Annotated in this window: 29 protein-coding genes; 4 read left to right on the top strand and 25 right to left on the bottom strand. The window is 58.2% G+C overall.

The window, feature by feature from the left end; genetic code table 11:
- Positions 1-5: 5 nt before the first annotated feature.
- From PXK01_RS16655 to PXK01_RS16545, 23 genes are all read right to left on the bottom strand, one after another.
- A complete protein-coding gene (locus PXK01_RS16655; RefSeq protein WP_274860961.1) occupies positions 6-437 on the bottom strand; it encodes a hypothetical protein in 432 nt (143 codons plus the stop codon).
- Positions 437-1,495, bottom strand: coding sequence for a phage protease (locus tag PXK01_RS16650; RefSeq protein WP_274860960.1), 1,059 nt, complete (start codon positions 1,493-1,495; stop codon positions 437-439). Before PXK01_RS16650 ends, PXK01_RS16655 begins: the two co-directional genes overlap by 1 nt.
- Before the next feature lie 114 nt (positions 1,496-1,609).
- Positions 1,610-2,101 carry a phage virion morphogenesis protein gene (locus PXK01_RS16645; RefSeq protein WP_274860959.1) on the bottom strand — a complete coding sequence of 164 codons (492 nt, stop codon included), beginning with the start codon at positions 2,099-2,101 and terminating at the stop codon, positions 1,610-1,612.
- A gap of 72 nt (positions 2,102-2,173) precedes the next feature.
- Entirely contained in the window at positions 2,174-3,424 is a 1,251-nt protein-coding gene (locus PXK01_RS16640; protein ID WP_274860958.1) for a PBECR3 domain-containing polyvalent protein, read from the bottom strand.
- A complete protein-coding gene (locus PXK01_RS16635; RefSeq protein WP_274860956.1) occupies positions 3,417-5,063 on the bottom strand; it encodes a DUF935 domain-containing protein in 1,647 nt (548 codons plus the stop codon). Before PXK01_RS16635 ends, PXK01_RS16640 begins: the two co-directional genes overlap by 8 nt.
- Entirely contained in the window at positions 5,063-6,763 is a 1,701-nt protein-coding gene (locus PXK01_RS16630; RefSeq protein ID WP_274860954.1) for a hypothetical protein, read from the bottom strand. The genes PXK01_RS16635 and PXK01_RS16630 overlap by 1 nt, the downstream gene beginning before the upstream one ends.
- Positions 6,747-7,340, bottom strand: coding sequence for a phage protein Gp27 family protein (locus tag PXK01_RS16625; RefSeq protein WP_274860953.1), 594 nt, complete (start codon positions 7,338-7,340; stop codon positions 6,747-6,749). Before PXK01_RS16625 ends, PXK01_RS16630 begins: the two co-directional genes overlap by 17 nt.
- A 2-nt stretch (positions 7,341-7,342) precedes the next feature.
- The gene (locus tag PXK01_RS16620; protein WP_274860950.1) at positions 7,343-7,639 is read right to left on the bottom strand and encodes a VpaChn25_0724 family phage protein; all 297 of its coding nucleotides are present in this window, start codon (positions 7,637-7,639) and stop codon (positions 7,343-7,345) included.
- An 11-nt stretch (positions 7,640-7,650) separates the two neighbouring features.
- Entirely contained in the window at positions 7,651-8,046 is a 396-nt protein-coding gene (locus PXK01_RS16615) for a DUF2730 family protein (protein ID WP_274860948.1), read from the bottom strand.
- Positions 8,047-8,149: 103 nt separating this feature from the next.
- The gene (locus tag PXK01_RS16610) at positions 8,150-8,680 is read right to left on the bottom strand and encodes a hypothetical protein (RefSeq protein WP_274860947.1); all 531 of its coding nucleotides are present in this window, start codon (positions 8,678-8,680) and stop codon (positions 8,150-8,152) included.
- A gap of 12 nt (positions 8,681-8,692) precedes the next feature.
- Positions 8,693-9,565 carry an N-acetylmuramoyl-L-alanine amidase gene (locus tag PXK01_RS16605; RefSeq protein WP_274860946.1) on the bottom strand — a complete coding sequence of 291 codons (873 nt, stop codon included), beginning with the start codon at positions 9,563-9,565 and terminating at the stop codon, positions 8,693-8,695.
- A 91-nt stretch (positions 9,566-9,656) separates the two neighbouring features.
- Positions 9,657-10,046, bottom strand: a complete 390-nt coding sequence (locus PXK01_RS16600) for a helix-turn-helix domain-containing protein (RefSeq protein WP_274860945.1) — start codon at positions 10,044-10,046, stop codon at positions 9,657-9,659.
- Positions 10,046-10,300 carry a hypothetical protein gene (locus PXK01_RS16595; RefSeq protein ID WP_274860944.1) on the bottom strand — a complete coding sequence of 85 codons (255 nt, stop codon included), beginning with the start codon at positions 10,298-10,300 and terminating at the stop codon, positions 10,046-10,048. The genes PXK01_RS16600 and PXK01_RS16595 overlap by 1 nt, the downstream gene beginning before the upstream one ends.
- Positions 10,301-10,302: 2 nt before the next feature.
- Positions 10,303-10,761 (bottom strand): regulatory protein GemA, encoded by a 459-nt coding sequence (locus tag PXK01_RS16590; RefSeq protein ID WP_274860943.1) that lies wholly within the window; start codon positions 10,759-10,761, stop codon positions 10,303-10,305.
- Positions 10,748-11,017 (bottom strand): hypothetical protein, encoded by a 270-nt coding sequence (locus tag PXK01_RS16585; RefSeq protein WP_274860942.1) that lies wholly within the window; start codon positions 11,015-11,017, stop codon positions 10,748-10,750. Before PXK01_RS16585 ends, PXK01_RS16590 begins: the two co-directional genes overlap by 14 nt.
- 13 nt (positions 11,018-11,030) lie before the next feature.
- Positions 11,031-11,255, bottom strand: coding sequence for a hypothetical protein (locus tag PXK01_RS16580; protein WP_274860941.1), 225 nt, complete (start codon positions 11,253-11,255; stop codon positions 11,031-11,033).
- A gap of 71 nt (positions 11,256-11,326) precedes the next feature.
- Complete coding sequence (locus tag PXK01_RS16575) at positions 11,327-11,956, bottom strand: DUF3164 family protein (RefSeq protein WP_274860940.1); 630 nt, start codon at positions 11,954-11,956, stop codon at positions 11,327-11,329.
- 35 nt (positions 11,957-11,991) lie between these two features.
- Positions 11,992-12,369: a hypothetical protein gene (locus PXK01_RS16570; protein ID WP_274860939.1), complete on the bottom strand. Its 378-nt coding sequence runs from the start codon at positions 12,367-12,369 to the stop codon at positions 11,992-11,994.
- Positions 12,369-13,235: a hypothetical protein gene (locus PXK01_RS16565; RefSeq protein ID WP_274860938.1), complete on the bottom strand. Its 867-nt coding sequence runs from the start codon at positions 13,233-13,235 to the stop codon at positions 12,369-12,371. Before PXK01_RS16565 ends, PXK01_RS16570 begins: the two co-directional genes overlap by 1 nt.
- The gene (locus PXK01_RS16560) at positions 13,235-13,981 is read right to left on the bottom strand and encodes an AAA family ATPase (protein ID WP_274860937.1); all 747 of its coding nucleotides are present in this window, start codon (positions 13,979-13,981) and stop codon (positions 13,235-13,237) included. The genes PXK01_RS16565 and PXK01_RS16560 overlap by 1 nt, the downstream gene beginning before the upstream one ends.
- A gap of 66 nt (positions 13,982-14,047) precedes the next feature.
- Positions 14,048-16,177, bottom strand: coding sequence for a transposase domain-containing protein (locus PXK01_RS16555; protein WP_274860936.1), 2,130 nt, complete (start codon positions 16,175-16,177; stop codon positions 14,048-14,050).
- Positions 16,174-17,067, bottom strand: a complete 894-nt coding sequence (locus PXK01_RS16550; protein ID WP_274860935.1) for a ParB/RepB/Spo0J family partition protein — start codon at positions 17,065-17,067, stop codon at positions 16,174-16,176. Before PXK01_RS16550 ends, PXK01_RS16555 begins: the two co-directional genes overlap by 4 nt.
- A gap of 128 nt (positions 17,068-17,195) precedes the next feature.
- A complete protein-coding gene (locus PXK01_RS16545; RefSeq protein WP_274860934.1) occupies positions 17,196-17,486 on the bottom strand; it encodes a hypothetical protein in 291 nt (96 codons plus the stop codon).
- Between the two features lie 792 nt (positions 17,487-18,278).
- Here PXK01_RS16545 and PXK01_RS16540 point away from each other — a divergent pair.
- The 4 genes from PXK01_RS16540 (at position 18,279) to PXK01_RS16525 (ending at position 21,515) form a co-directional block, all read left to right on the top strand.
- Positions 18,279-18,638, top strand: a complete 360-nt coding sequence (locus PXK01_RS16540; protein WP_274860933.1) for a helix-turn-helix domain-containing protein — start codon at positions 18,279-18,281, stop codon at positions 18,636-18,638.
- 213 nt (positions 18,639-18,851) lie between these two features.
- Positions 18,852-19,472 carry a helix-turn-helix transcriptional regulator gene (locus PXK01_RS16535; RefSeq protein WP_274860931.1) on the top strand — a complete coding sequence of 207 codons (621 nt, stop codon included), beginning with the start codon at positions 18,852-18,854 and terminating at the stop codon, positions 19,470-19,472.
- Between the two features lie 61 nt (positions 19,473-19,533).
- A complete protein-coding gene (locus PXK01_RS16530) occupies positions 19,534-20,193 on the top strand; it encodes an acyl-homoserine-lactone synthase (RefSeq protein ID WP_274860929.1) in 660 nt (219 codons plus the stop codon).
- Between the two features lie 323 nt (positions 20,194-20,516).
- Entirely contained in the window at positions 20,517-21,515 is a 999-nt protein-coding gene (locus PXK01_RS16525) for a hypothetical protein (protein ID WP_274860927.1), read from the top strand.
- 494 nt (positions 21,516-22,009) lie between these two features.
- Here PXK01_RS16525 and PXK01_RS16520 read toward each other — a convergent pair whose 3' ends face one another.
- Both PXK01_RS16520 and PXK01_RS16515 read right to left on the bottom strand, forming a co-directional pair.
- Entirely contained in the window at positions 22,010-22,666 is a 657-nt protein-coding gene (locus tag PXK01_RS16520) for a HEPN domain-containing protein (protein WP_274860925.1), read from the bottom strand.
- The gene (locus tag PXK01_RS16515) at positions 22,667-23,743 is read right to left on the bottom strand and encodes a DUF262 domain-containing protein (protein WP_274860924.1); all 1,077 of its coding nucleotides are present in this window, start codon (positions 23,741-23,743) and stop codon (positions 22,667-22,669) included. It lies immediately after the preceding gene.
- Positions 23,744-24,685: the final 942 nt, after the last annotated feature.

The following is a 24,685-nucleotide window of genomic DNA, read 5'->3' as shown; positions in this document are numbered from 1 at the left end:
CCTCCTTAGCCTGCGTTGGTCAGCGCTTCATCGAAGCGGACCCAGACGCCCTGGGCGTCAACATTTTCGATGAACCCTGCGCGGGAGCGGGTGCCTGTGCCGTCGGTCTTGGCAACCGTCTGGTCATCCACCACGAAAGCCATCTGGCCGATGTCGGCCATGGTGACTTCATCGGCACCGGCGCTGTTGGCGAAGCGGAAGGTGCCGGGATCATAGAGGACGTCCAGGCTTCCATCGGCCCCAAGGCGGTTGTCCACATGAACATGCGCCCGACCCACAGCCACCAGGTTAAGGGCGGTCTGCCCCTTGGTCAGGTAGCCGGTCGCGGTGCGCATGACGATGGCACCGGCGAAGATCTGGACGGCGGCTGCGGCTTTGCCGACCTTGTTGTCGCCGATGGCTTGCGGCGTGTTGCGGTCACTTGTCAGGGCGGTCATCAGCTTTCCCCGTCAGCTTTGGCGAAGTCTTCAGCGTTCAGGCCCAACTGGGTTGCGACGCTGTTTTCTTCTGCGTTGAGAGAAACCTCCCCCTCTTTGGGCGGGGGCGGCAGGATGGTGGTTTCGGTGCGATCAAGCTTGGGCAGGCCGTTGATGATCGCCTCGGTGCGCGCGGGATCCGCCTGGTGCATCTCGATGTAGTGATCACGGCTCGGCTGCACGCCGACGCGCCGGTCTGCAATCGCCTGATCCACGAAGGTTTCGGCAGCGGACTTTTTCTTGCCCTCCTGCATCGCGTTCACGGTGGCCGACAGGCTGCTGACGGTGGACTGAAGCGCGACGATGGTGGCGTCCTTGCTCTCGTCCGATCCGGCGGTTTTCGCCGCCGCCAGAATATCGTCGGGCTTGGCACCTTCGGCACACCCCAAGGCCACGCCGATTTCTCCCATCTGCGATTGCAGTTCATCGGTGTTGTTGGAAAGGCGCGCATTCAGCTCGGTTTTGATGTCGCCCTCGCTGGCGTCGGGCTTGAGGCCCAGTAGCTTGGCGACGAGTTCCTGAAACTCCATGGTTTCGGTCTCCTGGTGGTGAAGCGCAGCCATGCCGCGCAGGTTTGGCCGGTTGACCAGCGAAGCCCTCGGGATGGCCAGGATTTCCCGGCCCTTGGATTTTTGGAGGGTGATCACGGGAGAAATCCCGTTGTAGGCGCGGTCAGCCAGCAGCTCGCGGCCTTTCCTGGTCCATTCGACCCGGCCATAGATACCGTCTTCACGCGCCTGCATTGCGACGATCCAGCCGCGCGCCGGGGCAGGAAGCCCCTTGGGCGCGGCAAGATCCAGTGCATGGTTTTCGTCAATCGGCAGCTTCTCTGCATGGGCAAAGCTGGCGTCGATGACTTTTTGAGCGTTGCTTACATTGTACGGCCCCCGGCTGTCGTTGGTATGCACCACGCCAGCCGCCGACGGCAGAAGCTGCACCCAGTCGGGCACGTCACCGTCGGATACCGTCGGGATCTCGGATTGCAGCGCTATTGTGGTGGTTTCAAGATCATTTCCCATGCCCGCCAATCTGGCAGTGCAGGAACCCGAATTCCTCCCACACCTATGTGCGGGTCAATGAGACAGGGGAAAGGGGAGGGGCTGGTGACAGGTTGAACGCGACAGTGGCGTCGGTCAACCCCGACCATCAGCAGCGGCCTGCAACCACTCTTCAAGATCCAGGACCATGTTGTCCTGGTCGTCATCAGAAATGCCAATGTATTCGCGTTCCGGGATATCGCCCCAGGGGATTGAAGACCCGTTTGAGGCAGTGCCAAAAGCACCCTTGGCGGCACCGAATTGCATCACAGCCGCCTGGATCGCATTGGAGCCATATTCCAACCCGTCCTTGTCTGCCTCATAGAACAGGGTGGCGCGCATGTTGCCTGACTGGTTCAGGGGGGCACCATAGGACAGACCGAGCCGGGCGTATCGATCAAGGGTGGCCTGCGAGCGCGGTGCAAAGGGGGCGCCATCGGGGGTCTCTCCCTTCAGCATCCGTTCCTGGGTGGCGTTGACCAGGTATTCCCCCAGATCCGCCATCGCTTCCGATGGATCGTCCAGGGCTTCGCGCATGGCTGCCAACATGGGATCAAGCGTGTCGGTGTTGAAAATACGTCCGGTCATGGCTATATTCTCCTTGCTTTCGTAGGGGGCATCAGACCGCCAGGCTCATAACCTGGAACCGTGTTCGGGCGTTCAGGTCGGGGACCCTTCGGAAGCTCTCCTTGCCCACATTGTTTGAACCGCAAGCATCCGCCGCTTCTTGCCCCGTACCTCCAGGGCGACCGAGTATGTGACCTGCCCGATCCTCCGGGAAAACCTCAGCACCGGCAGCCCGACGCGGGATTGACCCGCCTCCTCGATGAGGTCGGGTCGATCCAGAATGGTTGGAAGCAGCGCGTAGGTTTCCGCGCTGATCGGCACCTGTCCGCGCAGGGCTTCCGATGTGCTGCCGTGACTTGCCAGGATGTGACGGACTGCGGGTTCGTCCAGGGTGAAATGGTAGTTTTCCAGGTCCAGCCCCAGAAGTTCGTTCACGCGCGCGCGGTGCACCTGGGGCAGGCGACCCATGGTTCGGACAGGTTGCACCTGGCGGCCTTCCTCCACGGCCTTTGCATAGCGCCGCAGATCCGTCATCAGGGATGGCAGTTTGCGGTATGAGCTGGAAAGGGCGTCCTGCTGGACCGCCGGGAAGTCATCCAGGAAGGCGCGGGCGATGGAATAGGGCCAGTTCACGGTCTTCTGTGCCATGACCTGCACCAGATCTGCGACCGACGAGCCGGGCGCATGGTCCCAGCCCTCATCGATCCCGGCGGGTGCCCCGGTTTCAGCCAGGGGGGCGTCCCACCCCTCGCGCAGCTTTACGCCCACCTTGCCGCCCCGGCGGATCGCCCCGGCGATGGAGCGGGCGCCTACCACATAGCAGTTGCAGCCAAAGCCGTTCGGCGGGAAGGCATAGGGCCAGAACTGGTGGTTCGAAGGCAGGATCAGCCCATCCCAGGATAGGTGCTGCAGCCGAGGTTCTGCAGATCCGCCGTGCCGGTAGACCCAGAAGGGGAAGTTGCCGCTGCGCAGCTGCGCCAGGCGCCCGGCCATGAAGCTGGTGCGCATGTTGGTGCGGTAGATGGTCCGCATCCTCCACGCCTGGCCTTTCTCGCTTCCTTCACCCGTCCAGCCCGTCCAGCCGTGGCGGGCGACAGCGGCGTGGAAGTCCTCTTTGAAGGCTTCAAAGCCGGTGCCTTCGGTGATGGCCCTATCCACGGCGGCCGCCAGATCCGCCAGGAGATCCGCTTTGACCGCCCCGGCGACTGCAAAACCCCGGTCATGCGCCGCGCCGGGCAGATCATCCCAGGCGCGCGTCGGCACCAGGTCACCAAGCCGCAGCCGGAACGCTGCCACCTGCTCGGTGAACGGCTGGCGAAAGATCCCGGCGATCTGATCAGTCACCGGCTTCCTCCTCGGTCACGGCCCGGCCTCCTGCGACCGCTGCGGCAATACCCTGGGCTATGACGTCTGCAAGCGCATCAGCGCGCAGCTCGGAATATGCACTCAGCAGGTTTTCGCGCAATTCATCCAGGCTCGAGGAGGCCGCCATCATGATCTCGATCTGCTGAAGGATCCCGCGCATTGCAGGGGCAGCTTCTTGCTCCATTCTGTCCGTGAGGGCGGAAACAGGCGAAGCCGCCTCAGAGGCCCCAGAAAGGGCCTCCTCGGCCTGTAGCGCGTCTTCCCCTTCGGAAACCCCGCCTCCCCCTTTTAAACCCCCTTTAAATTCGCTCTCAGAGCTGGTGCCGCCTTCTTCCGGGGGGAGCGCTTGCGAATGCGGCGGGGTTTCGGGCGTTTTGCCCAGGATCTTCTCTCCCTTCTGTGGCGCGGCGAGACCAAACTTGGAGCGCACCTCCTGTTCCGAGACTTCCAGCCCCCGATCCACCCACGGCGTGACGCCTTCGGTCCAGGCAACCAGGTCTTCCTCTTCAGGTCGGCCGATCTTCAGGCGCGGATAGATATCTTGCGGTCCGAAGTTCAGATCGATGAAGGCCCGCACCAGCTGCTGGTTGAGATGGCCGCGAAGCTGCACCGCGTCGGCGCGTTCGATATCCTCCTGGACTTCGCGGTGTTCCTTGCCTGATCCAAGCCCGCCCGTCTTGGCGTCCGTGGTCGCTGTCTGGCCGAGAACCGCTTTTGAGGTCTGCTCGTCCAACCAGACGGCGCGTTCCTTGTAGAGGTCGTTTGACGAGCTTGCGCTCTTGGCCTCGATGAACTCGATGGACATGCCCTCGGGAATGATCGCGGCGCAGTCGCCTGCGATATTCGCGACGGCGCCAAAGAGGGTGTCTTTCTCTGCTTCGGATGCGGCTGAGTTGTATTTGCCGACCCGTATCGGCTGGCCATAGGTCTGGGTGAAAATCGCCCAATCTCGTTGGGTGAATGCCTTGAACATCCAGGTCCAGGCCGCGACACGGGCCAACCCGCTGCGCAACGGTAAGCCCGATTTCGCCTTCATGGTGGCGAAGATGAACTTGAAGGCCGGAAGGTCTTCCTCCTGTCCGCCGCTGGTGAGCATGACCGGCGTTTGCAGATCCTCGCGTTTGAACCGGAACCACGTCGGATTACGCCATTCAAGACGTGCCGGGACGGTCATTCCGCCGGTATGCTCCCAGATGATTTCGGTAAAGGAGTAGCCCTTGCCGACCGCATCAAGAATGTCGAACAACTCGGTTTGCAGCTCGTCGCGGGTCAGCCAATCGCGCAGCACGTCTGCGTGCTTGCTATGGGCCGCAGTTGTGCCTTTCGTCTCCACGGTAATGTCGAGCTGGCTCACGGCGCGCTTCCTGGTGCCCAGAACGGCCAGGTAATGGGGATCCCGCTCTTCGATGATTTCTGCCAGCTCCAGATAGCTGACCGGATCACCTTGGTCTGCCTGGCGCAGAATTGTTGCCAGGCGCACCGGATCCAGCCCGTCGGCCGGGTAGCCTGAGACCGGCGACCGCACGGTTCCGAATTCCGCCTTGGCGATTTCCTGGGTCAACAGCTTGCGCTGAAACTTCCGACCATACTGATCCACAAGCTGGTAGCGTTCGGCCATTAAATCCCTCCTCGGATACGGGTGCCCAGCGGTCCAGCCCAGGGGCTGCGGGCGGCGTGGTCTGCGGCACGATTGCGGGCCAGTCTTTCGGCGCTGGTCATGGCCATGCCGGAAGCTTCCTGTGGCCTCTTCACGGCGCGGTAGTCGATTTCACCGAAAGGCTGATTGCTGGCGTAGAAGGCCAAGGCGCTGGCGATGGCGCTGTCGCCGTGACGGTTCAGCCCATCCGAACCTTTGATGCGGAAATCGTCAGGGACCTTGATGATGCCGCCCACGAACTGGAGCGATTGGTGGTCCTGCACCACGTCCACATGCGCAACCAGCACGATGGTCTTGTCCCCGAAAGCCTCGATGTAGGGGGGCATTTCGCGGGCGTACCATTCGCGGCTAAGGCTCACCTCAATGATCCGCTCGCCGCCATATCTCTGCGTGGCCTTTTCGGCCAGGTAGGCGCCGTTTCCTGTCTTGTCCAGGGCGCCCTTGACGAAGTTCGGAAGCCGGTCGCAGATGTAGTAGAGGATATCCCGCTGCTGATCGAAAGGGATATTGCGTAGCTCCACCAGAAGCTTGGTTTCGCGAACCAATGTCTCGGTGATTTCCTGAATGACAATGTCGGTCGCGTCGCCAGATCGGGCAAAGTCCTCGCCCATGACGTGCCTGCCGTTCTGGTTCAGCGTGTCCAGCACCGGCTTCAGGTGCTTTTCGCACCATTCCAACGCGGCCCTTTTGCGGAGATCATCGGGCTTGTTCTTGAATTCGTCTGGTTGCGCCCAGCGGTGAAACGGAATGCCCTGCCGGGTGCAGGCCTCGATCTGGACGCGGGTCAGGGCCGCGCCTTCCGACTCGGCCGGAATGGCATCCAGCTCCTGGGCCATAGCGGCAGTGCGCGAGCCATAGGAGCTGCGGATCTGCTTTTCCCAGGCATCCTGCGCTTCCTGGGACCATTTCTTGTCCTTTATCAAGCAGACCCGCTTGAACAAGCCGTTTTCAACCGCTTTGCTGAATGGGATGGGGTGGACCTTGAACCCATTCTTTCCGGCCTTTGCCTCCCGGATCAGCTCGTTGAAGGGGTTCAGAACACCGTTGTGGGTGGAAATCACCCGAACCTTGCCGCCCCAGATCAGAAGCGCGTTCACCGCGTCGATCACTTCGCGCACATCTCGGTGGAAGGCAGCCTCATCGATGACCACGACGCCCTGAAGGCCCCGGATGTTTGCGGGATTGGAGGACAGGGCTTCGACCCGAAACCCGCTGGCGCAGGTGATCCGATAGGCCGAAATATCCTTTGATGTGCCGTCTTCGCGCAGATCCTTGAAAACGTATTCTTCTATCTGTGCCAGCTCTCCGGCCACGACCTTCAGGAAATGGGAGACGTAGCTGATGAATTCCCGGCCCTTGTCCTTGGTGTCGCCGATGTAGAACACGTTGTCACCGCCGCCGGTGCGGCTGGTGGATGCGGTAATTGCGCAGTCCAGGGCCTCGGCAAATGTGATGCCCGTTCGGCGCCCTTTTTCAGCGATTTTAAGATCGCTCTTATCCTCGAGCCAGGCTGTCTGATGCGCCATCAGGATGCCGTCAGCCAGTGGATCAAGATCCCCAGGCAGGTCGGTGCCGAGTTTCAGCTCGTTCGGCAGGTTTTCCGCATCACGGGACAGGATCGGTTTTTTGGGTGCGAGGTTGGCTTCAGCCTGCGGTGTCACGTTTCACCCCCAGGATCATCTCGCGCAACTGCGCCGCCCGCTCGGCGCTTAGGCCAGCCTCGGCAACGGCGCTGTCCACCTGGTCGGCCATTTCCCTTTGGGCCTGGCGGCGAGCCTCGGCCGCGATGCGCTCGCGCTCGTCATCCTTCAGCTTTTCACGGATGCCGGAACTGGCCATGACGTCCTTCAGCATCTTGCCCAGGAAGCTCAGATCGCGCGGATCGATCTCGCCCGCGTCCTTGCCCATTTTGCTTTGCATCGACTTGAAAGCCAGGGTGGTGAGCATCTGGAACAGCACGTTGTGGCGCTGTGCCTCTTCCTCCAGACCGTTGTCCGTCAGCCAGCTTTCAGCCCATTGGCTGGCCTGCTCCTGGTATTTGACGAACTCCTGGTATTCCGAGCCGTATTCATGCACCGCCGACTTGCCGATCCGCAGCTCCAGCCCGGCGTCGGCCAGCTTGAAATTCAGGTCTTCGGCAAGCTGTTCATAGCCGCTGAACCCGCGTTCCTGCAGGGCCTCGTGCAGCCAGTCCCGGAACTCGGGCGGCATCAGGTTAATTTTGCGCGGCGGGGGCATAGTCAGGCCCTCGGGCTGGGGCGTTGGATCTCCGGGTGGGTTGAGCGGCCCCGTGCAATCTCCACGCCGTTCAGAGTTGCCGTCGCAACGACAAAATCGCCATTGACCTGCGTGGTGATGAAGCCGTTCTCCTTCAGCCACTGCAATTCGGTGATGACCTGCGAGCGGGTAGAGGCAACACCGACATGATCCAACACGTCGGTTAGGATCGAAGCGTTGGAGGTGTAGTCCGTGCAGGCCTCCAGATGGCGGAGAATAGCGAGACGGCGATGTTTGCGGACGGTATCTTCGTAGCTCATGGCGGTCCTACTTACTTAGAAGGGGATCTGTGTGGTGGGTTGTTCAGCAGGTGATCTTCGTGACGGGTCACGACGGTCTCCAGGCGCGCCATGATGTTCTGGTTTCCCTCCATCACCGCTTCCATGCGCTGCATGGTGCCGGCCACATTGGCGAGGGTCAGTTCGATCTGGTGCAGATCGTCTTTGCTGGGCAAAGACTGGACGGACTGCTCGACACGGGCGATGCGACCTTCCTGCCGGTCCATCCGGTCAGATCCTTCTTTGAACCGCTCATCCACGCGGGCAAACCGTGCTTCCACGTTGGAGCGGCGGGTCGCGATCCAGGCAAAGATCGTGGTGCAAAGCGAGACCAGCAAAGCCAGTCCCGCCAGAATGTTGCCCATGGTTACGGTCGGGTCGAAAGCCATTAACGCAGCTCGCCCCAGGTTTCGAAACAGGCTACAGCGTTTGCCCCAGCCTTCTGGGCGGCCAAACCGAGAACGATGGCGACGGTCAGCAGGGCGATCCTGATCATGCCGCACCCCCTTTCATCCCGGCGATGACGGCGTCCTTGTTCTTCGACCCAACAGAGCTGCCGAAATAGAAGTTCAGAACCTGTGTCAAACCGGCAGTGAGCGCACCGATCAGCAAAGCGAGGATTTGCTCGCTGGCGGCGGGCAAACCATAGGTGATCAGATAGGCGAGCACCGAGAAGTAGCCGATCAGGATTACGGCAGCCAGGAGACCGGGAACCCGGTCCTTGGTTGCGATCTGGCGGTTCCGGGCGCTGTCGCGGTCATTGGCCGCGACTTTCTCCAGTTCGATGCCCGCGTCGATCAGGTGGCGTTCCAGATCTGCGTCGGCCTCTTTCAGCTTCAGGAGGTCCTGCGGTGCAGCGCCCAGGATTGCGGCCTCGACCTCTTCTTCTGTCGCATCGGGGCGGTCCAGTAGTTTCGAGGCCAGGGCTTTGGTTGCAACGCCCGCCAACGGCCCCCCAAGGGCGGTGGCAATGGTCGGAGCGATGCCACCAAGGATATTCAGGATCTTGTCCTTGTTCTTCATGCCTCTGCCCTCCTAGAAGCTTGTTTCGGAAGTGATGATGGGGTCGGCGTAGCGCGCCACGATCCAGCCCGTGACGCCGCCGTACAAAACCTTGATCCAATTGCGACCGTTGACGGTGACGGAAGACAGCACGGGCAGCCGGGTTTCATCCGGGATCTGGGCAACGACATTGGGGTTGAAGCTGGGCCAGCGGCGCATATTGAGGGTGTCACCCGGTGTGCTGGTGATCACCATCTCGTCAATGGCTGACAGGACTTCCTGTTCTGCCAGGCCTTCTTCAGCGGGATCGGAGCGACCGAGGATCCGCGAACGGATATGGTCCAGGGGGAATAGCGGGTTCGTGTCAACCTTGCGGCCCGGCGAAACATACCAATGCGTGGTGATATCTCTGAGCGTGGACACATTCGCGAATAGTTTTTGCAGAAGCCCCAGCAGGGCTTCGAGCTGGGCCTCAGTGTATGGCATCCAGAGGCCGGATCCGTGTTCAGCAGTAGCAACTTCCGCTATGTTGTGAGTGCTGCGCGAGAAGGCCTCCCCGTACCAGGTACGTGCCCAGTCTTCCCCATCGGCGCGCATTCGGCCTGGGTTCACCAGTTCGATGCCGATGGCAAACCCATTGCACCATTTGCGACCGTGATATTCGGAGCGGCCCGCATGGTTTGCCTGGTGGTTGACCGGCACCTGCTGGACAACCTTGCCGTCGCGCTCGATCACAAAGTGAACCGAAACCTTCGCGTCGTTGTCTTTCAGGTAGCTGGCTGCGTTGCCTTCCTCAAGGCGACTGGCGGTGTCGTGCAGGACGACAATGTCGGGGGTGATTGCGGGGCCGATCCAACGCGCCTCCTGGAATTCAACCCCGGTGAGCTTCCCATTTTGAATACCCATTTTCGGCCCCTTTTAACCCCGTTTGAATAGGGATCAAAATGCCGGGCAGGGGGGAGCGGATACACCCGCACCTATGTGTGGGGCAGGGGCGTCAGACGCCTGGGAAGAGGGGGAGTTGGTTCGGTTCGGGTTTTCTCCGAACCCCAGGCTTCTTAAGCCAGCGCCGAACGCTGACGTCTGTTACGCCGAGCTTGAGGGCAATTTCCACAGTTGGCAAGCCCTGTGAATGATAGACAGCAGCTCGCCATTCTTTGGCGAGCGGAACCCGCCGTTGCAGGCGGCTACCGTTCTCCGCCAGCATTTTCGCTTTTGGAAGTCCAACAAGCTGAACGACCCGCGAGCGCGCGGACGGTTGATTGGCAATGTAAGCTTCCACCCCGCCGAAAGCGTCAAGGAAGCGCAGCGTGTCTTCCAGGCCCAAAGCCTCAATATAGGGCTCTACCTGGGCAGGCGGCTTGGGGTAGGCCAGCTCTTCCGGCATTAGCGTTTCCCCCGGCGGTGCTTGCGGCTGCCGCCCTTGTGCTTGCCGTTGGAGGGAATGACAGTGGTGACCACGCCGTCCTTGAGCCGGTAGGAAAACCCGCCGCTGATCACGCCATTTGCTCCGGGAAAATCCATCGCGAACTCGACCTTGCGGCGGATCTTGCGACGCAGGGCGGCGATATTCATCCCTTCCACCAGCTCCAGGTGACGGATCACGGCATTGTCGGATACAGAGACGCGGGGGGGCTTCATGGCTATTCCTCCAGCTCGATACCAGCACGGTGACACCACGCCTTCAGGGCGTTGATCACGTCGCTGATCTGGTCATGATCGCGCAGGGCATCCACGTCCACGAGGGTGGCGCCCCAGGTGGCGCTGAACCGGGATCGGATGAACTTGTTCAGGCCCTCGCGGCCTGGTTTCTCCAGCTCCCCGGCTTCGCCCAGGAGACGCCACAGCACGTGGATAAAGCGAACACCGCCGTGCTTTGAGGGCGGACGCATTTTCTTGCCGCCTGGGCGGGTGCCAGCTCCGGCCTGTTTCAGGTGGCTGACCACCTTTAGCAGGTCGGTTTCTCTCATGTCGGTCAGGGAAGCCTTGCCGGTCACCTGCATCTGCATGCCGTGGCGGGCATCGCGATCCAGGCCGAGTTCCCGGCACTGGGCAAAGATCTGGCGGCGTAGGGTCGTGGTCTGCTCGTCAGTGAGTTTCATCGCCGACACCTTCCACCAGGACCAGCGGGACAACGGGGTGTATGGCGGGCTGGGCCTCCATCCGGCGCATGGGTTTCTGCATCTCTTCCCGAACGAGGTCGGCAAATTCCTCTGCACCGATCTTTGCCAATGCGGCTTCCTTCTCAAGGACAGACAACCTTCCGCCCAAAATGATGCCATCGCGCAGGTTCTTGGTGACGTATGCGCTGAAGCAGCCTCTCAGCTCCTCGCGGATCTCATCCTTGGTCATTGCCATGGTGCGCTCCTTCTCAGTCGATATCTGCAGGATCGCTGTTGGGCATGATCCAGTGGATTTCGAAACCTGCGCGCTCCATCTCGTGGGCCTGGCCGATAGGGAGTTCGACGCTCCAGCGGCGGCCCTGGCTGTCCTTGAGGCAAAGCGAGGCCCCAACAGGGGGGGCGGTGAGGGCCGCGTGGCTGGCGGAAAGGGCGTAGTAGTCAAATACGGGTTCTTGTGTGGTGGGTTCCGACATGTCGGCTCCTTTGTGGTGCAGCGGGGTTTCTTTCGGGGTCAGACTGGTTTCAGATGGGGAAAAGTCAGCGTTCAGACTTTGGCCATATCCAAGGGAAGGCGTGTTTCGCGCTTGGCCGGGTCAGGTTCCTGCGGATCGACGCGATACCAGCGCACATAGGTGTTTGCCGTGTCCTTGATGATTGCCTTCTCAATGGCGTCCATTGCCTGGCGCCACAGCGGATGCTCGAACCTGTGTTCGCGCAGACCAAGAATGCCGTAGGTGTCAACGCGCCCTTTGCCGTTCAGTTTGAAGACCTTTCCGACGATCTCCTTCACAGTGTCGCGACTATCCTCCAGTTCCTCTTCCAGAAATTTCGAGATCAGCGCCTTTGCAGCCTCCAGTTCCGGCCCAAAAGTGACAGATTTGGCGACTTCACGGCGGATGGCAAACCGTCCGCAGATGCTACGAAGCGTGATATTGCCTTCGGCACCGCCGACCGTAACGCCGTGATCGTTCATCATCATTTCCGAGAAGGCGGCAATTTCCGAAAGCGTTTCGGCCTTCAGCCTGGCCAAGCCTTCGTTGCATTTCTCCGCTTCGGGGAAAAAGCGCATCACCAAGTCATGTGCTAACTGCTGACGTGGCTCCATGTCGTCATAGGCCACATAAGAACCGTCGGGGCGCTGAATGAGGTCCTCTTTCTTAGGGTGTTCAGTCATTGTTGAGTCCTTGTGTGAGTGGTGGCAAATGCGTGTCAGTTCTCATCAATTCGCTTCTTGAACTTCGGGCAGGCCCGGCAGGCCCGTTGCATCCGAACGCGGAAGGGGTTGGAGTGGGTCCAGGTCTCAGCGCGGCGGCGGTAGTCCAGGCAGGTGGCGCTGGGGATTTCCTTTTTCAGGGCGGGGCAGTGAATAGGCGCGTTCATGAAGACGTCGCGCACCAGCTGTTCGACCGTCGTCATGCTGCCGGGGTAGACATTTCGGATGGTCTGGCTGACAACGGTCCCGCTGACCTTCAGCTTTCCCGCCACCTGGTTCTGCGAAGACTGATCGCATTCCCGCACTAGGGTTTCGACCCAATCGGGAAGCTCCTCGCCCCAGGCATCCTTCGCCACAATCATTCGGTCGCTCATTACAGACGCCCTCCAGGTGCATAGACGATCTTGTCTTCGTTGCTGTCGATGACGACCGTCATGCTCCGTTTCTTGGGCGGCAGCGGCCCGGTGTTCTTTGTCAGCACCAAGGGGGTGTCGTTCTTCAGAACGCGGGTGCGCGCCGCTGTGCGCAGATATCCCGCGAGCCGGAGGGTCTTGCAGTAGTCCCGGATATACACCTGGGAAATGTCCGGGCGCGCCGGGGACAGGGCTGCAAAGAGATCGACGGGACGGAAACGGCGCTGCAGGCGGATCGCTGACCAGATTGCTCCCTCTTTGGTCTGCCTCTTGCCTTCAGCGTCTTTCCGGGCCTCCTCTTGCGTCTTGACGGTCAGGAAGGTCTTGCGCTGGCTGCGCCCCCAAACCCTGACTATTCCGGCTTGCTTCAGGCGGGCCAGGAACCGTGCTCTGATGGTCTCCGATGCGCAGATGGACGCCACATCATCAGAGGTGAAATAGGTCCGATCGGAGATGTATTTCCAGATGGCCTGTTCCTCGGGGCCGCGTGGTTCGGCGGTCGGTAGCTCGATGGCGGCTTCCGTCTGGTGCATCCGTGCCAGGAGCTTGCTCAGCCTCGCTTGCGCCCAAGCAGTGTCCAGCTCTTGGCCGTTAGCAGCGTCGACAATCTCTTTCGCTTCTTCTGCGCCCCAGGCGGTATAGAACTGCGCATGGCGGTCTTTCCCACATTCGGTGATGACGCCCTTTCGTTGCAGGGCGCGCAGGAAGTTCTGGCGGACCCAGTCGCTGGCCTCGCAATAGGTGGCAACCTCCTTCTGCGTGAACCGCAGCCGGGTCTGGATAAACTCCAGGATCTCTTGTTCGGCAGCGTTGCGGGGGGTGATCATTACCATTTCAACCCCCGACGCGGTGCAGGTGCATCCTGTTGGCGAAACTTGATGTCCCCCCAGTCCTGCAATGACATGCTGTTCAGGCCGAGCTTGCCCGCCTCGCTTTTTACCTGGGCCATATCCACGACCATGCGGCGGGCATTGCCCGTGTTGCGCTTGAGGATCTCGTTCAGGAGATCGTCGTGGATCTCGATGCCTTCCGCATAGACACCAGCCAGCAAAGTGGCGTCTTTCAGGGTCGCGGGCTGCGCGGCAACCCAGGACATGACCCGGCTGTCGATCAGTTCGTACCGCTTCAGTTTTTGGGGGAACTCCTCCATTCCGATCATGACAACCGGGGTGTCCGATCCATCGTGCAGGTCGCGGATCAGCTCGATTATTCCGCGCCGGAAGGCATAGTCGGCCTCGTCAACAATCAATGTGCGACCGTCCTTTGCCAGCCCTTCGCAGGCTTGCAAAACCATATCCGCGACGACCCGTTTGGGAGGTAGGCCGAGTTCCAGCAGGAGCCGCTCCAGGAACGTCTTCTTGGTCCAGTCACCCTGGAGCGACACGTGGATGACGTCGAATGTTGTGGCGCAGAAGATCGCCCCGAAGGTCTTGCCGTAGCCGGGGTATCCGAAGAACACACCCAGACCAGGCATCCCGAAGGGGCGCTTCTGCAGCTCTTTCACCAACGTCGCCATTCTCGCGACGTTGGTCAGCGGCTGTACGCTATTGCCGGTTTCCAATGTCTGTGTCATGATCGCTCCTAGTCAATCTTTGCCGTCGCCTTGGGGACCAGCCGGGCGGCGGCTTTCTTTTGTGATCTATCCGGCGTTATTTCCGCCGAATGCCTGCATCAGGGCTGCCATTGCCTCGTATTCCGAATGGTTCTGGTAGCCTTCCAGCCAGGCCGCTTCGCGTTCCCCGACTGGCTCGCCGTGCTGCTGCCGACGCTCGATGTCCTGTGCCTGGGCGAACCGCTCTTCCTGCGTTTCAGCCACCTTGAATTGCTCCTGCTTTTTGGCCTTTGTGGGCTTCTTCTTCGCGCCCAGCTCAAGGATGAGCGCCTCTTGCGCGGCCTCTGCCCTGGGGTCAGATGGCTGCTGGAAGGTCGAGGCCCTGGGGGATTTCGCAAACACCGGCTTCACAACCTTTTCGGCCATCAACGCGGTGGTCTCCTGCCGGTCTTTGTTCAGATCGGCGGCAAGCTGATCCGGGGATAGCGGCGCGTGAAGGTCGGCCAGCCTCTGTTCTGCCTTGCGGATCTGGCGCTTGCGTTTGGCAGTCGCTCGTGCGCCTTCCAGATCGAAGAAGCCGACCTTCTGCTGGCATTCGGCAAAGCCCAAATGCTCGCCTTCCGTGCTGTAGATGTGGACCCCGCTGTGCAGATCCTCAGGGTCAAATCGCACCACGATCTTGCGGTTTGCCTCCTGGCTCATCCAGGCGCAGTGGTAGACATTGCCGTGGAACTTCAGACTGCCGTTCTCCTTGTGGAGCTTGGCCGTGTCTTGGCCCATCAGCCAGAGATTGCGCTGTTCCTCTGTCGCTTTCAGAACCGGCGCGGTGGCGTAGCTCTCGGCAAAGGTTTCATCAAAGGAGCGTCCCTTTGCGGTGTCTGAGCGGCGCCCTGTACGGGCGTTATGCTCTTCAATGCCTTCTTCCAGAACTGCGAGGAATTCGTCTGCGGGAACGGCGCGGCTTCCGTAGTTTTCCGGTTTGGCGGTCGGGCGGTTGCCGACATATGCGCCGGAAAAGCGCGGATCCTTCGCGATGATCCTGGCAACGTCCCCGAAACCCCGCTCGATAGGCTTGGATTGTCCGCTTGCAAGGTTCGCCCAGTGCATCTTGATGCCCAGGAGCGGCAGTACCCCGACCGGATCGTCCTCGCGGATCTTGAACCTGAACCGGGTCGGGGCGCCTGCGGTCATCCATTTGTTTGCGAACTCGTGGCCGTTGTCGAACAGGCAACGTTTCGGAATGCCCCAGTTGTCCACCATCTCACCAAAGGCCGCCATCACCATGACCTTGTTGGGGTCGTGATCGACGCGCCAGGAGAGGAACTTGCCCGAGTAAAGATCCTGGAACACCACGATCTGGGGGCGGTTCACGGTGCCATCCGGCCACCGAACAAAGACGTCGATCTTGTGGCAATCCGCGTTGACAGCTTCCATTGCATGAAGGCCAGAACGGTCCCGGATCTGCGCGGGATAACACCGCTGCAATCCGCGTTCACCTTCGCGCATGTAGACCTGGGTGGTGCGCTGTACCTCGGCATCAATCCAACGCTTGGCGGTCTTCTGGATGGGGTAGGGCCAGCCTTCCTTTTCGGCCTTGATCACAGCAGATCGGTAGCAAGGCGCGAAATCGGGGCCTTCCAGCCGCAGGTACGCGCTTTTCAGCCAATCCATGAAGGGCCTGTATTGGGCGCGGTCTTCCCTTTTCGTGCGTTTCTTTGGCGGCTGCGGCGCCACGTAGGCGAGCCGATCCGCATCGGCAACACCTTCAACCAGGGCAATCCAGTTATAGAGGGTGCGGGGGCTGACGTTCATCTCCGCCGCGACCACCTCGACCGACAGCACGTGCGTGGTGCCGCTGCCGTTCAGCAGCTCCACCTTGTTCAGGGCATTCAGCCGCCGCTTTGCATCATCTTTCTTCTTCTGGGGCAGCCGTTCATAGGCCAGCCAGGCGGTTGTCCGGTCAGGGCGTTCATCAGGGGCTTTAACGTCCGTGTGAAGCAGCTTCAAACGGGCGTCCAAAGGCAGCAGAGACCAGTGGAACAGCAACCCGCCGCCGCGCCCTGGACGCCGCTGTAGATTGGCCAGGTCTTTGGTCCAGCCTTCGCGCGCGGCATAGGCATTCACACCGCGCACAGAGCCGGGCAGGCCGGGCAGGCGCGCGTCGGCAATATCGGCCGCCGACCACCATTCCTGTTTGGGGGACAGATTGTCGGTCATTGCGCCGCCTCCCGCTTGGTGGAGAACGACACAACCTCGCCCGCTGTGTCTGTCTGGGCCTCGGTTTCGGCCAGAAGTGCCTGCAGAGCCTCGCGGTGAACACGGACAAACTGCAGCCGGGCGGCTTTGGAGGCCCTTGCGAAGGCATCGCCGATCTTTCCCGCCTGCGCGTCCGGTCCTGACTGGACCGTCGCACCTGGGGCCTTTTTCCGGTCCAGAACCTCTTTGGCGCTCTTTGCCTCGCCCTTGCCCAGGGCGGCGCAGATCGCGCTGCGGTCTGCCGCTTCGCCGCATTTGGCGATCTGTTCCAGATCCTTGAACTGCACCTTCTTCGGTGCGCTGCGAAGCTGGGCGATCTCGTCAACGGACAGGCTTTGCCCGACGCTGATCAGGCGGAAAATCTGGCGTTCCCCCTTGCCAAACACTTCGGCAGCGTTGGCGGCGAACGATCGTACTGACATTATGTCAGTATGATCCGCGCGCCTTGCGTGGGCGGCTTTATACGCCCTCGTTGCCTCTGGGTTGTCCAATTCATAGAGCTTTTTATGCTCTGCCAGGAAAACGGCCATATCCAGCGGGGTCAGAGGGGCACCAGCCAGGTTGGCATCCACCTCCATGCGGATTGCCTCGTCGTTGGTGCATTCGGTCACCCTGACGGGGACCTCTTCTAGGCCTGCCTCTTGTGCGGCGGTCAGGCGGTGCAGCCCGTCAATCAGCCGGTATCCGTCCTTAACCTTGCGGACCAACAGCGGCTTCAGGATGCTGCCGACCTCGTGAATGGAGGAAAGGATACTAGCGACTGCAGTAGGAGAAGCCGTTCTCAGGCGCTCTTCGACCTGAATGTCAGAAATCGAAAGTGATTGAATGTTCAGCCAATTTTGAGAGGTCATCGGGGGTTTTCCATCTCGTTGAAAATCAGAAAGTTGCAGGGATGGCCCGCCGTTCTCTGCGACGTGGCCGGTGGAGGTCTGGCGCGCATCGGGCTTGAAAACGCCCGTTATGATCTGCGCGCCGGTCATCAGGGGCGGCCTGCCGTTTCGGCGGCCAGCAATTCGCAATAGGCGTCAAAGGTGCCGTCCGATGTCAGAGCCAGGGCAAGGTCTGCGACCCGCTGTTGGGTAGCGCCGAGCTGATCCGCAGCAGCGTCCAGCTCATCACAATGAGGCCCCACGGCATGACGCTCCGAACCCATTGCCTGGTCGGCCTTGGCAAAGGCTTCACGCGCTGCGCAGTACTCCTTTGCGGCGTCGATCAATGCTGCGACGCGGTCATGCGAGGGCATCGGGAAATCGAAAGTCTCTGCGTTCATTTCAGGAGCGCTCCAAACAGAAGGAAACCGAGCAAGGCGATCCAGCAAAGGCAGCCGGTTACGTCACCAGCGAGGTCTTGCCAGCAGGGCCACAGCGCACGGAAGCGTTGGCCCCAGCCCGCCAGAAATGCGGCAAGGCTGGGACCGTCCCCCGTGAGTGGCGGGTGGGAATAAAAAGACCCCGGCTGGACACCCCCGTGACCGCCGGGGAGTTGGGCCATTCCGTGGCGAGCAGGCACACGGTCACGGCCAGAAGAGTTGCTGTGTTCACTGGTCATCAGCTAGTAGCCTCTCTGCTTCGAGAGGATGCAGGGACATCGCTTGCGGTAAGCTGGCGACGCCGGCGGGCCGGGCCGTGAAGATCCTCGCTGAAACAACCCTTCCTTATTAGGTGAGGCAGGACGTCTTGGTCGGGATCGCTTACCTCGTATCCGAGCGTCAAAAGAACCGACCGAATTGTGAGGGAAGACGGGTTGCCGGGCTCTTTGGCCAGCTTGCGAAGCCACTTTCCCGAAAAGCCGCAGGAACGCCCAAGTTCCTCATACGACAGCCTTCCCAAGCCCCGATTAGCTGCCTCGACTTCCGTTTGCAGGAGGTCTGCGAACTGGCGTCCACTCAGTTGGGATATTGTTGTTTTCGTCACGGTCGTTCCCTCCAGTACTTCGGTACGATAGAAGTAAAGTTCTAGTAATGCAAGGTCTGAGGGCGATAAAATAGAAGTATATTTCTATTCGCGTGCTGATCGGGGCGCGTGGTGGGACTTATGTTTCCAATTGCGGGAATTATAATTCCATGTATGATGTTCGCATGGTTGGACCTACACAGAACTTGCGACCCGCCGATGGCGAGGACGATGATCGTTGGCGTAAGCGTCTACGCCAGGCGCTTGATGACCGAGGCCTCGACTATGACGAGGTATCGGCTGCGGCTGGGTACAACGCAGAGTATGTCAGTAAGGTTTTGAACGGACGTTTTAATCCGACCGTGGCGAGGGTCTTGCGTATTTGCGAAGTCGCAAAAATAGATATGGCGTATCTGTTTTCAGGTGATCCGAGCGCAGACGAGCGTAGCATTTTGGAAAAGGCTGCGGATCTCCCAGAGGAAGATGCACAGTTAGTCACCAGGCTCATCGACAGCGCCAGGGCGCGCTAACTCAACCTCTCTTACAAATTTTCTAAACAGGAAGGTGCCTTTGCCCGGCTCTCCTTGATTGGCTCTTGCTACCGCACGCAGGAGCTTTTCAAGGGTTGCCGCAGTTATTGTATTTGATTTCATGAACCTGCTCGATTAAAAAATATCACTTGTGATAATCGCCCTATGCGGTATCAATGACATAACTTGCATACCAGGCGTGTGGTTCACAATATGAGAAATGATATTCGGGGTGTTCTTTTGAAGTCTCTGGAAGAGATTTCACAGAAGGGCTTTTCTGTTGGCGTTGGCTTCAACGATGCGGGGGAGCCGAGTTTTGTCCACAGCAGCTACGAGCGGGCATGGGTGGACCGATATGTGGAAGCATCATACCTTTTGGTTGATCCGACAATTCAATATGGGCTGTGTAGTACGGGCCATATTACCTGGAAGGGCCTAGAGCGCCTCTACCCGGACACGAAGGCGTTTTTCGCGGATGCCGCAAGCTACGGTCTTACTGAAGGAAACACCCTTGCATTTAGCCTTGATGGCACGACCTCAATCCTTAGCTGTTCGGGGCCTGAGTGGAACAAGAACGAACTCTGCGTCGCGCGTGCGGCTCTGTTGGGGCTTCACGGATTGCAACTGGAAGAAGGGCAACCAAGTCAACTCAGCAGCGGGGTAAAAGATGTCCTTTGCCTGATGTGCAGCGGATGCCGAGATGAAGAGATATCCATTCGGCTGAATGTGAAGATTGAGACGGTTCGGTCAAGGCGAAGAAGTGCAATGATTTCGCTGGATGCGAAGAACAGCGCACAGCTGATATCAAAAGTCATAAAATTCGGGCTGATCTGACTTTTCCCAATTCCAATAGGCTGAGGCTCTTTGAACATGGTACTCCAAACAGGAGAACGCCGTGCGACTACATGTTTTTTCTTTTGATGAGCGATGCAGATTTGAAAAGGAGTTTTTGGGCTTTCTAGCGCTGCGTAAGCGAAAGCTCGTGGACGAACTTGGCTGGTCTTTGCACCACTTCGGCGGCCTGGAGAAAGACCAGTACGATCGGACTGGCGCGATCTATTCAGTGGTGACGAACCAAGGAGGGGTGGTTGCAGGTGCGCGGGCCTCCTCATGCCGGAGCAGCGACGACAAATGGTCCTACATGCTGAAAGATGCTTCAGAAGGAAAGCTGCCGGGCATTCCCGGAGGGCTACTCTCTGAATACCCAGAAACGAACGAGACATGGGAATGCACCCGCTTCGTCATGGACGAAACTCAAGCAGACCAGGAACTCCCCTCAATTGAGACGAAGCTCGTCGTTGCGGGCCTCTGTGAAGCGGCTTCCACGATGGGGGCGACTGAACTGATTTCCTTGTCCCCTCCAGGGCTTGGGCCGTTGCTTCGGCGATTTGGTTATAGGGTTTACAGGGAACCGGCCCGCTATGTCTGCGACGATGACGGGAGGGAGTACCGGGCTTTTCGCATGAAATGCGATCCCAGAGTGAATAGAGACCTGGCCGTGACTTATGGCCTAGAGGGGGAAGGGGTTGGATGGGGACTGACTGGCGCTGCGTAGCGGCCAAGTTCAGATTTAACATAAGGGTGCTTATCGGACTTTCGGGTGCCGATAGGGCAAGGCAGGTGGGGCAGGTCACAGCCGAAATGCGACATTCATGCGAAGTGCAGCCTGTGATCAGATACCAATATGAAACATCTAGTCGGAGGTGGAGGCAAAATCCCCGTGATAGGCCAACCGACATCATTTTCGCGGCGGCGGTGGTCTGCTGACTATGAAACCTGCCCCTAAAGAGAGCGCCGAACAGCGAAAGACCCTTTCTGCTTGACCAGTGTTCGTTCCTTTGTAGGGTTTGGTTCGAATGTTTTTTGGAGTGATAAGGTATGCCAAGGATCAACGGCACTCGATTTGATGACGAACTCGCAGCGACTTCCACAACGCGGGAGGCACTTTATGGTCGGGATGGAGATGACACCCTCATTTTCTACTCAAGCGACTTTTCAGATCGCTTCTGGGGACACGCGGGAGATGATGTGTTGGAAGGCCCGAACTTTTCGTTTCAAGGTGCTGAGAGTTACTCGTTTACTAGAAACCTCCATTTCTCCGGAGGTGCCGGCTTAGACACAATCGAGTTGGACATAGAAATTGATACTGACGCAACCACCACACTTAGGCTCGGAACCTTCGCTATGGATCGCGTCTCAGCTGAGATAAGGCACTTTGATCTAGACGCAGCTGGTTCTGGTGACTCCACGGACACACTTACTATCCAAGGAAGCCGAAGGAACGAAGAGGTCGAACTAGTTGACACAACGGGCTCAGGGGCCGGAGAAATCATTGTCAATCTCGGAGGTGGCAATGACCTTTTTAATGCTTACGGGATCAACTCGAACTGGGCCTCGCTGCGGGTCAACGCCGGTTCCGGTGATGATGAGGTCTATCTTAACCAATCGGCTGACGGTGCCCGCATCAACACTGGTCGAGGCGATGACATCGTCTACACAAATGGCTTTCACCGTGAAACAATTATCCTCGGTGGGGGTGACGATAATGTTGTGGTTTCAGAAGGTTCGTTCAATACTCAACCCGATCTCATTAGGACCGGGGGCGGTCATGACAGGATCCATCTGAGTGTCTCCACTTTTAGCACTTTAGCCCAAATAACTGATTTCTCGGAGGGTAAGGATACTCTTGTCTTTTCGGAAGCGTTTGAAGGTCGAGTTTTCTTCGACGATGAGCCAATTACATCCATATTTCGACCGGTGCTAATCATGGACAATGAAGAAGGTGTGCTCCGGGTCGGAGACAACGTCCTCGTCGATTTCGGTGGAAGCACTAATCTGACTATCGACAACTTTGAATTCAGCGACTCTTTGCTCTAGAGATTTGGCTTTGCCGCACTACTCCAAAACGTAAAAAAGGCCCCGGAATTCCGGGGCCTTTTTCTTCAACTGCATTGCCTGTCACTCTCGCTACCCTCCGTCGAACAGGAATAGTTTGCCTCGTACCTGTTCTTGCAGGATAGTACCTTACGGCGGCACGAATGGCCGTTTTGGTGAAGCTGTTGTAGAGCGGTGGCCCGTCTGTGAAAGGTCAGGAAAGGGCCGGTCAGCTCGGTCCCGATGCATCCTGGACCTGACTTTGCAAAGGTCAGTTCCTTGCGCAAGGCTGACGGCAGCTCCTAGGCTGGTTCCGTCAGTTTTCGAAAGATAACATAAGTGGCCTTATCGGACTTTTGGGGACCGATAGGGCCAGTGCCAATCTGGTAGGGCAGGTCACAGCTCGAAGAAGACGTAGGAGAACCGTTCAACAGATGGCTTGATGGACACAACTTGCTAGCCGCAAACCTAGCCAAACTCAGTCGATCTCGATTGCACTAGCTCAGATAGGCCTTATCTTCGCAATAAACCTTGCAATGGGTCATAAAGCTGAAGACCTCTTCACTAGTTATTCTGAAGAGATCTTGAAGCCCCTCAAAGTTAAATCTCCCGCCAACAGAATGTGGCGTTTCCCTTCCGTGAGCTACGGCATTGCGACGTTCTTTTAAGTTGTTCAATCGGCCCCGACGTCCGACCTCAATCTCGTGGCCTTTTAGTGAAAGCAGGTCGCACAGTAAGTAAATTGTCTCGGCATCAACGTTCTGTAGCTTGTCTGGCAATGGACTGCTTGACAGCTTCACATTTTCGGCTGAATGAGACGCCCGCAATAGTTCCAATGATTTTTCTATGACAGCTCTGTCACCACAGCTTTTTAGAGCTTGGATCTTGGGGAAGTGAAAAACACCATGTAGAGAAGGTTTGAGAGAGGAACTGGCAACTGCGTCATTGATTATGCAGTTCACAATTTCATCAGCGATCATGTTCACTGACTTTTCCATCACACCATAGAGGTTCACGAGCCAAAGCCCGCGCAGGCTTCTGATTTCTAACGGTGCAGGGTGCAAGCCCGCATTGGGCAGGCCTTGCAGGTATATGAGCATACGCTGACAGTCGACAAATAGCTCGCGAATATCTGCTTCCAAGGTATCGAACATTCAGGCAGCAATACTATTCTTCACTAGATTGATCCTAGCAAGGAGTCTTGGTTTGGAGTTGGTCGCTCCTGTCATCAGGGCTTTCAATTCCGCGTTGTCTAGGACAGCCCTTAGAGCTCCCCCGTCTATCTCCGTGCCCTCTGATATGAGGTCGCCGACTGCGACCATCACACACTCGAACAAAGCCAACGGCGTTGTATTTGGTCTGTCCTGTCTAACCACACCGTCCGGTAGCTCTTGGTCTATGACTGCGAGGGTCTTGTCAAAAAGATTGCGTAGGCTGCCCTCGTTACTAAATTTTTGTGTTTTTTCTTCCATGTAGTCGTTCAGAAAGCCTCGAACGCTATGTACGAATTTTTCCCGGTTTTCGTAGTAGGCGAAGAATTTTAGAATTTGTTCTTCAAGATTTCCTCGCGTTGAACGGTCCCTCCGTTTAAACGCTTTTGTCAGCCTTTCGTCTTCAGCACATTCTTTGATAAGATCGTTAAAACGACCTTGGAAAACGCAATTTCTAATTTCTTGTTCATGAAGCACGATACCTCCCGTATTAAGTCTCTCGAAAAGGTCAAATCTGACCTGATGGTCGCTGAGATCGTTGAGTACCGTTATCCGTACTGGTCTCGTCATGAAGTTGAGCTTCATGGAAGTGCTGAAATCTCGAAAATATGCCCCGTTTAGTGACGGAATTTTCTCCAACCCGGACAGTCTTAGCTCTTCGATACCGCCCGCTGCTTCTCCGTGTTGATCGAGCGGGTACGTGAAATTTAGAAGAGTGGTTAGGCGCTGGAGGCCGTCAATGACTTCCCAAGTGGAGTCGTCGTTTGTCGCCATGAATAGACTGGGAACAGGTATCCCCAGCAGAAAGGATTCGATTAGCTGAGACTGCCGTTTAGCATCCCATACAAAGTGACGTTGGTATGATGGGGCGATGTTGATAGCCTGCTCTGCGACCATATCAATGAGCTGTTTAATAGTGATGTCATAGCTGTCGAAACCAACGGAGCGCCTTTGCTCTTTGATTTCCAGCTGAGCTTTCTTTTCATTCATGCGAATTTTGACCTTTTGTTCCAGCAACACGGTACACTACCTCGGGTAAAAGGTAAGACCTCACAGAGCAGACACTACAAGTGTAGATGCAGCGATTGAGCTACAGCAAGCGCCGAATGCGCCTTTGGTCTCGTGTGGTGGCTGCGCAAATGCCTTTGTAGATTCCGCTTCCTGCGCAGGAAAGTTGACAGCCGAACGCGTCGGCAGAAGCGCCAGAAATCCGTTCCAAGTTTGGAGTGCTTCATCCTGGGCGCTGTTTCTGCCTACCTTCCTGTTTTTGAAGAGTGTTTCGCATTCTTGGAACTGTCAGCAGCATTTTCGAGGCTAGTTCCGAGTTCGGAGGAACGTGCGCCTTACCGCCTTGGCCGCTTTGAACGCCTCAAAACGCTGTTAAACAGGGGTATTGGGTCCGCTTTAAGGTTTGCAACGGGAAGTGTCCCAGATTTGCGTGTAGGCCCCGATTGGGGCCTCTTCGGCGGGTGTTGAAGGACAAACAGACTTCTGGCTCTTTTTGCCTCACTTCCTTCTGAGTGGCCTTTTTTATATGACGCATCCGGTTTCTTCCGGGTTCATCCGGCCTCTTCCGGTTACTGCAATATCGAGTGTCTCCTAACAGTGGCTGTTGTGGCGGTGTGGCGGGACACTTCGTTTTGCAGTGCGGGACACTTCCCGTTGCAGCAACTCATTTTTCGAAATTCCCTGATTTATAGGCCCTTTTTTGGGAAAAAACCAAGCCAGGAGCAGCACGGAAGGCAGCTCGCGACGCCCCGACCTTGGGACACTTCAAATTGCAGTACCGGGAAATCCGCCGCCCGAACCGTTTAAATCGGGCGGGCGGCAGAGGCGTTTAAAGGGCTGTTGAATGCCCTTTGAAGGAATTGCTCTGGATATTCTCTAGGCTCAGGACCCATTGATTTCCGGTTGGCGGCATGATCCACGGCTCGAAAAACGAGCGGTAAACATGTCTGATCT

Source organism: Phaeobacter sp. PT47_59 (genome assembly GCF_028890025.1).
Lineage (GTDB): Bacteria > Pseudomonadota > Alphaproteobacteria > Rhodobacterales > Rhodobacteraceae > Phycobacter.
Note: the sequence above shows the minus strand (reverse complement) of the source record. Positions and strands in the feature narration are given on the sequence as shown.

Excerpts from the sequence above, each read along its gene's own strand:
- PXK01_RS16570 (WP_274860939.1), bottom strand. The coding sequence starts at position 12,369 with ATGAGCGACCGAATGATTGTGGCGAAGGATGCCTGGGGCGAGGAGCTT.
- PXK01_RS16610 (WP_274860947.1), bottom strand. The coding sequence starts at position 8,680 with ATGAAGAACAAGGACAAGATCCTGAATATCCTTGGTGGCATCGCTCCG.
- PXK01_RS16545 (WP_274860934.1), bottom strand. The coding sequence starts at position 17,486 with ATGAACGCAGAGACTTTCGATTTCCCGATGCCCTCGCATGACCGCGTC.
- PXK01_RS16645 (WP_274860959.1), bottom strand. The coding sequence starts at position 2,101 with ATGACCGGACGTATTTTCAACACCGACACGCTTGATCCCATGTTGGCA.
- PXK01_RS16600 (WP_274860945.1), bottom strand. The coding sequence starts at position 10,046 with ATGCCGGAAGAGCTGGCCTACCCCAAGCCGCCTGCCCAGGTAGAGCCC.
- PXK01_RS16585 (WP_274860942.1), bottom strand. The coding sequence starts at position 11,017 with ATGGCAATGACCAAGGATGAGATCCGCGAGGAGCTGAGAGGCTGCTTC.
- PXK01_RS16555 (WP_274860936.1), bottom strand. The coding sequence starts at position 16,177 with ATGACCGACAATCTGTCCCCCAAACAGGAATGGTGGTCGGCGGCCGAT.
- PXK01_RS16550 (WP_274860935.1), bottom strand. The coding sequence starts at position 17,067 with ATGACCTCTCAAAATTGGCTGAACATTCAATCACTTTCGATTTCTGAC.
- PXK01_RS16620 (WP_274860950.1), bottom strand. The coding sequence starts at position 7,639 with ATGAGCTACGAAGATACCGTCCGCAAACATCGCCGTCTCGCTATTCTC.
- PXK01_RS16580 (WP_274860941.1), bottom strand. The coding sequence starts at position 11,255 with ATGTCGGAACCCACCACACAAGAACCCGTATTTGACTACTACGCCCTT.
- PXK01_RS16560 (WP_274860937.1), bottom strand. The coding sequence starts at position 13,981 with ATGACACAGACATTGGAAACCGGCAATAGCGTACAGCCGCTGACCAAC.
- PXK01_RS16535 (WP_274860931.1), top strand. The coding sequence starts at position 18,852 with ATGAGAAATGATATTCGGGGTGTTCTTTTGAAGTCTCTGGAAGAGATT.
- PXK01_RS16655 (WP_274860961.1), bottom strand. The coding sequence starts at position 437 with ATGACCGCCCTGACAAGTGACCGCAACACGCCGCAAGCCATCGGCGAC.
- PXK01_RS16605 (WP_274860946.1), bottom strand. The coding sequence starts at position 9,565 with ATGGGTATTCAAAATGGGAAGCTCACCGGGGTTGAATTCCAGGAGGCG.
- PXK01_RS16575 (WP_274860940.1), bottom strand. The coding sequence starts at position 11,956 with ATGACTGAACACCCTAAGAAAGAGGACCTCATTCAGCGCCCCGACGGT.
- PXK01_RS16635 (WP_274860956.1), bottom strand. The coding sequence starts at position 5,063 with ATGGCCGAACGCTACCAGCTTGTGGATCAGTATGGTCGGAAGTTTCAG.
- PXK01_RS16525 (WP_274860927.1), top strand. The coding sequence starts at position 20,517 with ATGCCAAGGATCAACGGCACTCGATTTGATGACGAACTCGCAGCGACT.
- PXK01_RS16615 (WP_274860948.1), bottom strand. The coding sequence starts at position 8,046 with ATGGCTTTCGACCCGACCGTAACCATGGGCAACATTCTGGCGGGACTG.
- PXK01_RS16595 (WP_274860944.1), bottom strand. The coding sequence starts at position 10,300 with ATGAAGCCCCCCCGCGTCTCTGTATCCGACAATGCCGTGATCCGTCAC.
- PXK01_RS16565 (WP_274860938.1), bottom strand. The coding sequence starts at position 13,235 with ATGATCACCCCCCGCAACGCTGCCGAACAAGAGATCCTGGAGTTTATC.
- PXK01_RS16625 (WP_274860953.1), bottom strand. The coding sequence starts at position 7,340 with ATGCCCCCGCCGCGCAAAATTAACCTGATGCCGCCCGAGTTCCGGGAC.
- PXK01_RS16590 (WP_274860943.1), bottom strand. The coding sequence starts at position 10,761 with ATGAAACTCACTGACGAGCAGACCACGACCCTACGCCGCCAGATCTTT.
- PXK01_RS16540 (WP_274860933.1), top strand. The coding sequence starts at position 18,279 with ATGTATGATGTTCGCATGGTTGGACCTACACAGAACTTGCGACCCGCC.
- PXK01_RS16650 (WP_274860960.1), bottom strand. The coding sequence starts at position 1,495 with ATGGGAAATGATCTTGAAACCACCACAATAGCGCTGCAATCCGAGATC.
- PXK01_RS16520 (WP_274860925.1), bottom strand. The coding sequence starts at position 22,666 with ATGTTCGATACCTTGGAAGCAGATATTCGCGAGCTATTTGTCGACTGT.